Origin of the sequence: Tenacibaculum adriaticum, from assembly GCF_008124875.1 — a bacterium.
Classification (GTDB): Bacteria; Bacteroidota; Bacteroidia; order Flavobacteriales; family Flavobacteriaceae; genus Polaribacter; species Polaribacter adriaticus.
The window spans coordinates 782,603-794,133 of sequence record NZ_VNIA01000002.1; the positions used below are offsets into that span (position 1 = coordinate 782,603).

9 protein-coding genes are annotated in these 11,531 nt (G+C 31.6%); 8 read left to right on the plus strand and 1 reads right to left on the minus strand.

What is annotated here, in order from left to right; translation table 11 throughout:
- Positions 1 to 20: 20 nt before the first annotated feature.
- From C7447_RS08935 to C7447_RS08960, 6 genes are all read left to right on the plus strand, one after another.
- Positions 21 to 419 (plus strand): acyl-CoA thioesterase, encoded by a 399-nt coding sequence (locus C7447_RS08935; protein ID WP_148870149.1) that lies wholly within the window; start codon positions 21 to 23, stop codon positions 417 to 419.
- A gap of 40 nt (positions 420 to 459) precedes the next feature.
- Positions 460 to 1,032 (plus strand): cob(I)yrinic acid a,c-diamide adenosyltransferase, encoded by a 573-nt coding sequence (locus tag C7447_RS08940; protein WP_148870150.1) that lies wholly within the window; start codon positions 460 to 462, stop codon positions 1,030 to 1,032.
- Positions 1,033 to 1,131: 99 nt separating this feature from the next.
- Positions 1,132 to 1,353: a DUF2795 domain-containing protein gene (locus C7447_RS08945; protein WP_028889331.1), complete on the plus strand. Its 222-nt coding sequence runs from the start codon at positions 1,132 to 1,134 to the stop codon at positions 1,351 to 1,353.
- Positions 1,354 to 1,472: 119 nt separating this feature from the next.
- Entirely contained in the window at positions 1,473 to 4,817 is a 3,345-nt protein-coding gene (gene secA, locus C7447_RS08950; protein WP_148870151.1) for a preprotein translocase subunit SecA, read from the plus strand.
- 253 nt (positions 4,818 to 5,070) lie between these two features.
- Positions 5,071 to 5,949 (plus strand): UDP-2,3-diacylglucosamine diphosphatase, encoded by an 879-nt coding sequence (locus tag C7447_RS08955; protein ID WP_148870152.1) that lies wholly within the window; start codon positions 5,071 to 5,073, stop codon positions 5,947 to 5,949.
- Between the two features lie 6 nt (positions 5,950 to 5,955).
- Positions 5,956 to 6,972 (plus strand): glycosyltransferase family protein, encoded by a 1,017-nt coding sequence (locus C7447_RS08960; protein ID WP_148870153.1) that lies wholly within the window; start codon positions 5,956 to 5,958, stop codon positions 6,970 to 6,972.
- Here the strand turns inward: C7447_RS08960 and C7447_RS08965 are convergent.
- Positions 6,959 to 7,624, minus strand: coding sequence for a uracil-DNA glycosylase (locus tag C7447_RS08965; protein WP_148870154.1), 666 nt, complete (start codon positions 7,622 to 7,624; stop codon positions 6,959 to 6,961). The genes C7447_RS08960 and C7447_RS08965 overlap by 14 nt on opposite strands.
- Positions 7,625 to 7,659: 35 nt before the next feature.
- Between C7447_RS08965 and C7447_RS08970 the strand changes: the two genes are divergently transcribed.
- Together C7447_RS08970 and C7447_RS08975 are read left to right on the plus strand one after the other, a co-directional pair.
- Positions 7,660 to 9,867 (plus strand): endonuclease MutS2, encoded by a 2,208-nt coding sequence (locus C7447_RS08970; RefSeq protein ID WP_148870155.1) that lies wholly within the window; start codon positions 7,660 to 7,662, stop codon positions 9,865 to 9,867.
- A gap of 162 nt (positions 9,868 to 10,029) precedes the next feature.
- A complete protein-coding gene (locus C7447_RS08975; RefSeq protein ID WP_148870156.1) occupies positions 10,030 to 11,427 on the plus strand; it encodes a serine hydrolase in 1,398 nt (465 codons plus the stop codon).
- Positions 11,428 to 11,531: the final 104 nt, after the last annotated feature.

The following is an 11,531-nucleotide window of genomic DNA, read 5'->3' on the forward strand; positions in this document are numbered from 1 at the left end:
GAAACTTTAACAAACATACTTTGAAAAAACATTCTACTACTTTAAGAGTACGCTACGCAGAAACTGACCAAATGGGTGTGGTTTATCACGGGAATTACGCACAATATTTTGAAATTGGCCGTACTGAATGGCTACGCTCTATGGGCGTTACGTACAAATATATGGAAAAAACAGGAATAATGTTACCAGTAATTTCATTGATTTGTAATTTTAAAAAATCAGCTCTATATGATGACGTTTTAACCGTTACCACACAACTAAGGAAAACCCCTAGCGTTAAGATAGAATTCGAATACGAAATCACCAATCAAAATCAAGAATTAATTTGTACAGGTAGTACAATTTTGGCATTTATTAACAAAGAAATTAACAAACCTACTCGTTGTCCAAAATATATACTTGAAAAACTAGAACTTTAAATTTAAGTTTATTATTTTCACATTTCAGAATATTTTTTAAATGAAAATTTACACAAAAACTGGCGACAAGGGAAACACCTCTTTATTTGGAGGCACCCGAGTACCTAAATATCATTTACGAATTGAAAGTTACGGAACAGTAGATGAATTAAATTCACATATAGGACTAATTAGAGATCAAGAAATTGATGAAGCTGCTAAAGAAGCTTTAATTAAAATTCAAGACGAATTATTTACATTGGGAGCAATGTTAGCCACTCCTCCTGAGAAAGAAACATTAAAAAGTGGTAAAGAGCGTTTAAATATTCCGAAAATAAATAGCGCCTCAATTCTTTTTTTAGAAAATGAAATCGATCGAATGAACGAATCACTACCTCAGATGACTCATTTTATTTTACCTGGTGGCCATTCTACTGTGTCATTCTGTCATATAGCACGCTGTGTATGCCGTAGAGCTGAAAGATTATCAGTAGCTTTAAACGAAGAAGAAGGTATCGATTTAAATATTTTAACATACTTAAACAGACTTTCTGACTATCTTTTTGTGTTGGCACGAAAGTTGTCGAAAGACTTAAAAGCAAATGAGGTAAAATGGATACCTAAAAAGCTGTAACTTAAGTTCTTTTTTTATTGATATCAGATTTTTGAAAAAAAACTTGACTTTTTAAGTTTAAATTTTATTTTTGCAAGAAAATTAAAAACAGATAAGGAAATGTATTGGACACTTGAACTAGCATCTTATTTAGCAGACGCACCTTGGCCAGCAACCAAAGACGAGTTAATCGATTACGCAATTCGTACTGGAGCACCATTAGAAGTGGTAGAAAATCTTCAAGATATTGAAGACGAAGGAGACTCGTACGATTCTATTATCGAAATTTGGCCCGATTATCCTACGGAAGAGGATTATCTTTGGAACGAAGACGAATACTAGAAAAACATCATAAAAAACACAAAAAAAGTCTCATTTGAGGCTTTTTTTTTGCTTACTTTTAGGCACTTTAAAACTAACGACATACTGATTTACTACATCAGCAATAAACAACATAAAAAATGAGCATTTTAAACTCGGTAATAAAACTTTTTGTAGGAGACAAACAAGAGAAAGATTTAAAAGTATTACAACCTATAGTTAACAAAGTAAAAGCTTTTGAAACTTCTTTAGCTGGTTTATCTAATGATCAGTTACGTGAAAAAACCGCAGAATTCAAAACTAAAATCAGTAATGCTACAAAAGATTTTACTGATAAGATTTCTTTATTAGAAGAAGAAGCTAAAACAGCCGACATAGACCGTCAAGAAGATGTTTATGCTGAAATTGACCGTTTAAAGGATGAAGCTTATCAAGTATCAGAGCAAGTTTTAGAAACTATCATGGCAGAGGCTTTTGCTGTGATTAAAGAAACTGCTAAGCGTTTTGCTAACAATTCAGAAATTGAAGTTACTGCTACCTCATTCGATCGTGAATTGTCTGCAACTAAAGAACACATAACCTTAGAAGGCGATAAAGCTTTTTGGGCAAATTCTTGGGATGCTTCTGGTAAAGAAGTTACTTGGGACATGGTTCATTACGATGTTCAATTAATTGGTGGTTCTGTACTACATCAGGGTAAAATAGCAGAAATGATGACAGGTGAAGGTAAAACATTAGTTTCTACCCTTCCTGTATATTTAAATGCTTTAACAGGTAATGGAGTTCACGTTGTTACAGTAAACGATTATTTAGCAAAACGTGACCGTGCGTGGATGGCTCCAATTTTTGAGTTCCATGGATTAAGTACCGATTGTATCGACTTCCATCAACCAAACTCAGAAGCTCGTAGAAAAGCATATAACGCAGATATCACGTACGGAACCAATAACGAATTTGGTTTTGATTATTTACGTGATAATATGGCTAGCTCTAAATCAGATTTGGTACAACGTGCGCCAAACTACGCCATTATTGATGAAGTAGATTCTGTGTTAATTGATGATGCACGTACTCCTTTAATTATTTCTGGACCTGTTCCTCAAGGAGACCTTCATGAGTTTAATGAGTTAAAACCATTAGTTGCTGATTTAGTTTCATTACAAAGTAAATATTTAGTCGGTGTTTTAGCAGAAGCTAAAAAATTAATTAAAGAAGGAGATACTAAAGAAGGTGGCTTTTTATTACTAAGAGTTTACCGTGGTTTACCAAAAAATAAAGCGTTAATTAAGTTTTTATCTCAAGAAGGAGTAAAACAAATTTTGCAAAAAACAGAAAACTACTACATGCAAGACAACAATAAGTTGATGCCAGAAGTAGATGCTGAATTATGGTTTACTATTGAAGAAAAAAACAATCAAATTGATTTAACTGATAAAGGAATTTCTCATTTATCAGACGTTACAAAAAACGAAACATTCTTTATTTTACCAGATATTAGCGTAAAAGTTGGAGAAATTGATCGAAACGAAGCTTCTCCTGAAGAAAAAGCAAATCAAAAAGAAGAACTATACCGAGATTTCAGCGTGAAGAGTGAACGTATTCACACCATGAATCAACTTTTAAAAGCTTATACCGTTTTTGAAAAAGATGTTGAATATGTAGTTGTCGACAATAAAGTAATGATTGTTGATGAACAAACAGGCCGTATCATGGAAGGGCGTCGTTACTCTGACGGATTACACCAAGCGCTTGAAGCAAAAGAAAATGTAAATATTGAAGATGCTACACAAACTTTTGCAACAGTAACCTTACAGAATTACTTTAGAATGTACCGCAAATTATCGGGAATGACAGGTACTGCGATTACTGAAGCTGGAGAATTCTGGGAAATATACAAGTTAGATGTGGTTGAAATCCCTACTAACAAGCCAATTCAAAGAGATGATAAAGATGATTTAGTTTACAAAACCACGAGAGAAAAATACAATGCCGTTATTGAAGATGTTGTAAAATTAGTAGAAGCTGGTCGCCCTGTTTTAGTAGGAACAACCTCTGTAGAAATATCAGAATTATTAGGAAGAATGCTACAAATGCGTAAAATTCCTCACAACATTCTGAATGCAAAATTACACAAAAGAGAAGCAGATGTAGTTGCAGAAGCTGGTAAACCAGGAGTAGTTACTATTGCAACGAACATGGCTGGTCGTGGTACCGACATTAAATTATCTGACGAAGTAAAAGCAGCAGGTGGTTTAGCTATTATTGGTACAGAACGTCATGATTCTCGTCGTGTTGACCGCCAGTTACGTGGACGTGCAGGACGTCAAGGAGATGTTGGTTCTTCACAATTCTATGTAGCATTAGATGATAACTTAATGCGTTTATTTGGTTCTGATAGAATTGCCAAAATGATGGATAGAATGGGATTAAAAGAAGGTGAAGTTATTCAGCATTCTATGATTTCAAAATCTATTGAAAGAGCTCAAAAGAAAGTAGAAGAAAACAACTTTGGTATTCGTAAACGTTTATTAGAATATGATGATATTATGAACGCACAGCGTGAGTTTGTTTACAAGCGTCGTCGTCATGCGCTAGATGGAAAACGTTTACAAGTTGACATTGCTAACATGATTTATGACACATGTGATTCTATCGTTAGAGAAAACAAACCAACAAAAGATTTTCAGAATTTCGAATTTGAGTTAATCCGTTTTTCTTCAATGACCTCTCCTGTTTCAGAAGAAGAATTCAACCGTTTATCTGAAAGAGAGTTAGCAGATAAATTATACAAAATAGTTTCTACTAATTACAAAGAAGATACAGAAAGAAATGCGCATCAAGCATATCCAGTTATTAAAAATGTATATGAAAATGAAGGTGATCGTTATGAGCGTATCGTGGTTCCTTTTACAGATGGCTCTAAAACATTAAAAGTTGTAACCAACTTAAAAGAAGCATACGAATCGGAAGGTAAATCGCTCGTAAATGATTTTGAAAAGAACATCACCTTAGCAATTATCGATGAAAACTGGAAGGATCATCTACGTAAAATGGACGAATTAAAACAAACGGTACAAAACGCATCTTATGAACAAAAAGATCCATTATTAGTATACAAGTTTGAAGCGTTTGAATTATTCCAAGGAACCATTGATAAGATTAATAAAGAAGTTTTATCATTCTTATTTAAGGGGAAATTACCAACTCAAGATGAATCTCAAATTTCTGAAGCTCATGAACAAAAACGTGAGAAATTAGATTTGCGTAAAGACGAAGTTCAAAACTCAACACAACAAGCTATTTCGAATTCTAGACCACAACAAGAGCAAGAGGTTGTAGAAACAATCGTTCGTGAACAACCAAAAATTGGGCGTAATGAAAAAGTAACGATTAAAAACGTAATGAGTGGAGAAGAAAAAGAACTTAAATACAAACAAGCTATTCCTTTACTAGAAAAAGGAACTTGGGTATTGTACAACAAGTAATTTTTTAAAATATATTTTAAAACCGTTCGGAAATTCCGAACGGTTTTTATTTACATAAATTTTACAATCTTTTCATTAAAAAAACAATCTATTAACAATCTGTTAATTAGAATTTTACCATTTCAACAAGCTTTTCATTTAATTTTATATAAATCAAAACTATAAAACATAAAAGCAACTACGTTTTATATCATTGCTAAAACTCTCATTAAAGTCAACTCTTTAATCGAGATACTAACTTTAAAACTTAACGATGAAAAAAATAAAAAAACGTAAACTAGATATTGCGGTAATTTCTGATGTACACTTAGGAACTTTTGGTTGTAGAGCTACCGAGCTTCATAACTATTTAAAAACCATCAACCCAAAGACTTTAATCCTAAACGGTGATATTATTGATATCTGGCAGTTTAATAAGCGTTATTTTCCAAAGCCACATATGAAAGTAATAAAAGCATTAATGTCTTTTATTACTTCTGGTACAAAAGTATATTATATCACAGGAAATCACGATGAAATGCTACGTCGTTTTAAAGACTTTAGCCTTGGTAGTTTTGAAATTGTAAACAAAGTAGTGCTAGATATTGACGGAAAGAAAGGGTGGTTTTTTCATGGTGATGTTTTTGATGTTACTATGCAACATTCTAAATGGTTAGCAAAATTAGGTGGTATTGGTTATGACACTTTAATTATGATAAATACAGCTGTTAATTGGATTAGTGAACAATTCGGTTACGGTAGACTTTCTTTCAGTAAAAAGATAAAAAACGGCGTTAAAAGTGCTGTTAAGTTTATTAATAATTTTGAAACAACTGCTTCCGACATTGCTATTTCAGAAGGTTATGACTATGTGGTTTGCGGACACATTCATCAACCAGAAATGAGAGTAATTCAAAATGAGGAAGGAGAAACAATTTATATGAATTCTGGAGATTGGATTGAAAACTTAACTGCCCTTGAATACAATAATAAGGAATGGAAATTGTACGAATATGAAAAAGATGAATTAGCAAATAAAACCCCTAATAACATTGAAATAAATGATTTAGAATTCGTGCAAGGAGAACAATCAAACAGTCAATTGTTTGAAGAATTATTAATCGAGTTTAATATTAAAAAATTTTCAAAATAAATTATGATGAAGATTTTATACGCTATACAAGGTACAGGAAATGGGCATGCAAGTAGAGCATTAGAAATTGTTCCTCATTTACAAACTAGAGCACAAGTAGACGTTTTAATAAGTGGATATCAATGTGAATTACAATTTCCTTTTGAAATAAAATACAAACTCTATGGATTAAGTTTTATTTTTGGAAAAAGAGGCGGAATCGATTTATGGCAAACCTATAAAAAGACTAAAATCCGTAATCTTTGGAAAGAAATTAAATCACTTCCTGTTCAAGACTATGATTTGATTATTAATGATTTTGAACCTGTTTCTGCTTGGGCTTGTAAGTTAAGAAACGTTCCTATTATTTCATTAAGTCATCAAAATGCTGTACTTGATGACAATGCCCCCAAGTACGGAGCTTTCAGACTAGAGCGATTAATATTAAAATATTATTCCCCTGCAAAACACAAATTTGGTTTCCATTTTAAAACCTATAGCTCTGCTACATTCTTACCTATAATTCGGAAGGATATTCGCTATAGAAATATCACAAAAAAAGGGCATTACACAGTTTATTTACCAGCTTATAGTAATAAAAAGATTATTAAGGTTTTATCAAATTTTAAAAATATTAAATGGCACGTATTCTCTAAAAATTCTGATAAAATAGAATTGAAAAATAATATTATCATCCAACCTATTAATGGAGATGAATTTATGAAAAGCATTGCTTCTGCTAACGGCATTTTATGCGGTGCTGGCTTTGAAACCCCTGCCGAAGCATTGTATTTACGTAAAAAACTGATGGTAATCCCCATGAAGAATCAGTACGAACAACAATGCAATGCTTTAGCTTTACAAGAAATGGGAATCCCCGTAATAAAAAATTTAGGAAAAAAGCAAATAATAAAAATAGCAAATTGGATTAAGTCTGATAAAATTCCTGAAGTTCATTACCCTGATGTTACTCAAGATATTTTAGACGCTATTATTTTACCCTATTACAACAAAACTATTTTACCACAAATTACCATTGAATAGTTGGTAATCCATCTTTTTGAAGAAACTCATTGGTCTTAGAAAAATGCTTATTTCCAAACCAATATCCTCTATTTGCACTTAAAGGTGATGGATGTCCTGACGTTAGTATATGATGCTTATTCTTATTAATCTTTGCTCCTTTTTTCTTTGCGTAACCACCCCAAAGTAAAAACACTACATTTTCTTTTTCTTCGGAAATCTTGCTAATAACTGCATCTGTAAATTGCTCCCATCCTTTTTTCTGATGACTTCCCGCCTCTCCTGCTCTAACTGTTAAAGTAGCATTTAACAATAAAACTCCTTGTTTAGCCCAACGAGACAAATCTCCCGAAACTGGATATGGAATATTTACATCCGTTTCAATCTCTTTAAAAATATTAATTAAAGAAGGAGGGTGTTTAATTCCTTCATGTACAGAAAAACACAATCCGTTAGCTTGCCCTACTCCATGATAGGGATCCTGACCAATAATTACCACTTTTACATCCTCGAAAGAACAAAAATCAAAAGCTGAAAAAATATTATCTCCTTTCGGAAAACAGGTATGATTTTGATACTCTGTTTTTACAAAATCAATCAAGTTTTTAAAATAATCTTTCTCAAATTCTTCTTGTAAAATATGTTTCCAACTTTCGGCAATATTTACTTGCATTATTTCTTATTTTTGTGGCTCTCAAAAATAGGAATTTGAAAACAAACATCTCAGAAAAAACATTACAAGATTTAGAATTCACAACGGTTTTAGAGCAAGTTGCAGCATTTTGTATTTCTGATTTAGGAAAAGAAAAAACAGCACAAATTATACCTATTCAAACAAAAGAAGAATTATTCTTTGAATTGAATTTAGTCAACGAATATTTGGGTTCTTATCAAAATGAAAACCGAATTCCAAATCACGGATTTGATGATATTGCCGAAGCAATTAAGCGTTTGGCTATTGAAAATAGTTACCTCGATACCGAAACGTTTTTAAAGGTTGCCTCAGTAACAGAAACAGTTAATGAGCTTAAAAAATTTCTCAATAAATTTAATGACTATTACCCTACGCTGTTCAAATTAAGTGATGAAATTGAGTATACCTCCTTTGTTTCAGATGCTATTAATAAAATAATAACATCTTACGGTAGCGTTGCTGATAACGCATCACCAATTTTAAAGCAGATTAGAAAAGATATTAATAATGTTCGCGGAAAAATATCTGAAAGCTTTTCACACGCTTTAAGCAAAAGTATTGCCAGCGGATATTTAGATGATATTAAAGAAACCATTATAGACAACCAGCGGGTTTTAGCAGTTACTGCAATGCACCGTCGTAAAGTAAAGGGAAGTTTATTAGGTTCTTCAAAATCTGGTAGTATTGTTTATATAGCACCTCAAGCCACACTTACTTACAGTAGAGAATTACAAAATTTACTATACGAAGAAAAACAAGAAATCGTAAAAATTTTGCGTGCATTGGCAGAAGAAATTCGTCCGTTTGTGCCTTTGTTAGAAGAATACATCGTTTTTTTAACACACTTAGACGTAGTGGCTGCAAAAGCAAAATATGCTCGAGAAATTAATGCGTTGCTTCCGAAGATATCTAAGGAAAAGAAAATCTTTTTAAGAGATGCTTTTCATCCTATTTTATGGAGGAAAAATCATCAACAAAACATCAAAACGTTTCCGCAGACACTTGAACTAAATGAAAAACAGCAAATTATTGTTATTTCTGGACCCAATGCTGGTGGAAAAAGTATCACACTAAAAACTATTGGTTTATTGCAAGTAATGTTACAAAGCGGATTATTAATTCCTGTACACGAACGCAGTGAAACTTCTATTTTTAATACGATTTTAACGGATATCGGAGACAACCAATCTATTGAAAATCAACTAAGTACCTATAGTTACCGATTAAAAAATATGCGTTACTTTTTACGTAAATGTAATCACAATACCTTGTTTTTAATAGATGAATTTGGTACAGGTTCTGACCCTGAATTAGGTGGAGCTTTAGCCGAAATTTTTTTAGAAGAATTCTACGAGAAAAAAGCTTTTGGAATCATTACTACACACTATGCTAACTTAAAAGTGTTAGCTAATGAGTTAGAAAATGTAACCAATGCTAACATGCAATTTGATGAACGTACTCTAGAACCCTTATACAAACTGTTTATTGGGCAAGCCGGAAGTTCTTTTACCTTTGAAGTTGCTCAGAAAAACGGAATTCCCTTTAGCTTAATAAACCGTGCTAAAAAACGTGTTGAAACTGAAAAAGTACGTTTAGATAAAACGATTTCTAAACTACAAAAAGAGAGAAATCGTTTACAAAAAACTTCTGATGATCTTGACAATCAAAAATCTAAAGGAAAAGAACATATTGAAAGCTTACAAGAAAAAGAACAAAAGATTCGTGAGAAATTAGAAGGTTTTCAGGAATTATACGACAATAACAAGCGCATGTTAACTTTAGGTAGAAAGATTAACGAATTATTAAATAAATACTTTCAAACCAATAATAAAAAAGAACTTACTGCCGATTTTTTTAAGTGGGTTACAGCCGAAAAAACGAAGTTTATAAAAAAGAACCCTCCAATTAAGAAAACCAAAACTGAGAAAAAACTAGACATCGTAACTGCTCAAAAACAAAAAGCTGCTATTAAAAAAGTAGAACAAGAAGTTTTACAAAAAGTAGTAAAAGTTCGTGAAGAAAAGAAAATTGAAGCCGCTAAGGTTGCAAAAGCAAAAGCTGAATATGTGTTTAAAGTTGGAGATCGTGTTCGATTGATTGATGGTAACTCGGTGGGAAGCATTGATAAAATTGAAAAGAAAAACGTCTTTATAAACTACGGAATGTTTACCACAAAAGCTTCTATAGAAAAATTAGAATTGGTAGAAAGGGCTAAGAAATAAATTTAGTTTGATTCTAAAAGTATTTTCTAATAACTTCGCTATCGGTGAATATCCACAATTAAAACAGATGGATATTCCTTTCACACGTTGTAGCCAATTAAACAAAACTGTAACAATTTTAAAATTATTTAGTCTTTAGACTATAAACTTAATTTTAAAAATATGAACAGATACATTACTCTCATCCTTTCTTTATTATTTTTTGGATTTATCAACGCGCAAAAACAAATACCTCAATCTTTTTTGAAAAAAAATAAAACTATTGATTCGCTTATGCAGATTAGTTATGATAGAGGAATTTTTAATGGCAATGTATTAGTTACAAGAAATGATTCTCTTGTATATCAAAAATCATTTGGATATTCAGATGGTACAGGAAAAACAAAACTGACAAAAGAATCTATTTTTTGTCCTGGTTCAATTGCGAAAGAATTTGTTGCTGTATCGATTATGATGCTAGTTGAGAAAGGCGATTTAAGTTTAGATGACAAACTTTCACAATTCGATTTAGGTCTACCTTCTTGGTCTGAAAAAGTTACTATTAAACACATTTTGAATTATGTAGGTGGAATACCTAAAATTAAATGGGAAACTGTAAAAAACGAGCAAGAGATTTTAGAAGATTTACAAAACTTGCCAAACTTATTGTTTGAACCTGGTACAGATTTTCATTATAATACAAACAGTATTTTTCTTCAGAAACGCGTAATCGAATCGGTTACTAAAAAACCATTCACAGAATTTGTAACAGAAAATATAATAAAACCGTTAAAAATGACCGATGCGGTATTCGATCCAGATTTTGACTACCCTAATAGATCTAGAAGCTTTGATATCTATAAACAAAATGCACTTGAATTTTATGCAAGTAAAGGCTGGTTATGGACAACTATAGACGATTTGAATAAATGGATTACGGCTTTACGACAAGACAAATTGATTTCAAGAGCATCCTTAATATCACTTCTAAAAAATCAATACTTTGAAAATGAAGGTACAATTCTTGGAGGTTCTGACAATAACTTTAAAACTCACGAACATGGCGGACAATCCTATCAATTTGAATCAATTTTTATTAGTGAATTTGGAAATGAGATTAGTATTATATTAATGTCAAATCATAAAAACCAAACATTTAAAATAGTTAAATCTATACATAATATTATTAAAGACAGACCATTTAATTTACCTAAGAAATCAATTTACAGAGAAATAAGACAAAAGTGCTTAGAAGATATTAATCAAGGTATTTCATATTATAATGCTTTAAAGAGAACTGATTACGACATTTATGGTTTCGATAATCCAAACGAACTTAACAGTCTTGGATATGATTTATTAGCTTTAAAAAAGTTCAAAGAAAGTATAACTATATTTAAGTTAGCCATTTCTGAATTTCCAAACGACGCTAACTTATATGATAGTCTTGCAGAAGCTTACTACACTAATAAGCAGTACGATTTATCAGAATTAAATTATAGAAAATCACTAGAAATGAACCCTAAAAACACTAATGCTGAAGCTATGATTAAGAAGATTGAAAACAAACATAAAAAGTAACTGGCTACAACAAAGAACTGAGGTAAAAAACAAGTAAATTTTACACTTTTTTAAACCAAAGTACTTTTATAATTTGCATCATAAGGCAATCCGCTTTTTACAAT

Excerpts from the sequence above, each read along its gene's own strand:
- C7447_RS08940 (WP_148870150.1), top strand. The coding sequence starts at position 460 with ATGAAAATTTACACAAAAACTGGCGACAAGGGAAACACCTCTTTATTT.
- C7447_RS08945 (WP_028889331.1), top strand. The coding sequence starts at position 1,132 with ATGTATTGGACACTTGAACTAGCATCTTATTTAGCAGACGCACCTTGG.
- secA (WP_148870151.1), top strand. The coding sequence starts at position 1,473 with ATGAGCATTTTAAACTCGGTAATAAAACTTTTTGTAGGAGACAAACAA.
- C7447_RS08955 (WP_148870152.1), top strand. The coding sequence starts at position 5,071 with ATGAAAAAAATAAAAAAACGTAAACTAGATATTGCGGTAATTTCTGAT.
- C7447_RS08960 (WP_148870153.1), top strand. The coding sequence starts at position 5,956 with ATGAAGATTTTATACGCTATACAAGGTACAGGAAATGGGCATGCAAGT.
- C7447_RS08965 (WP_148870154.1), bottom strand. The coding sequence starts at position 7,624 with ATGCAAGTAAATATTGCCGAAAGTTGGAAACATATTTTACAAGAAGAA.
- C7447_RS08975 (WP_148870156.1), top strand. The coding sequence starts at position 10,030 with ATGAACAGATACATTACTCTCATCCTTTCTTTATTATTTTTTGGATTT.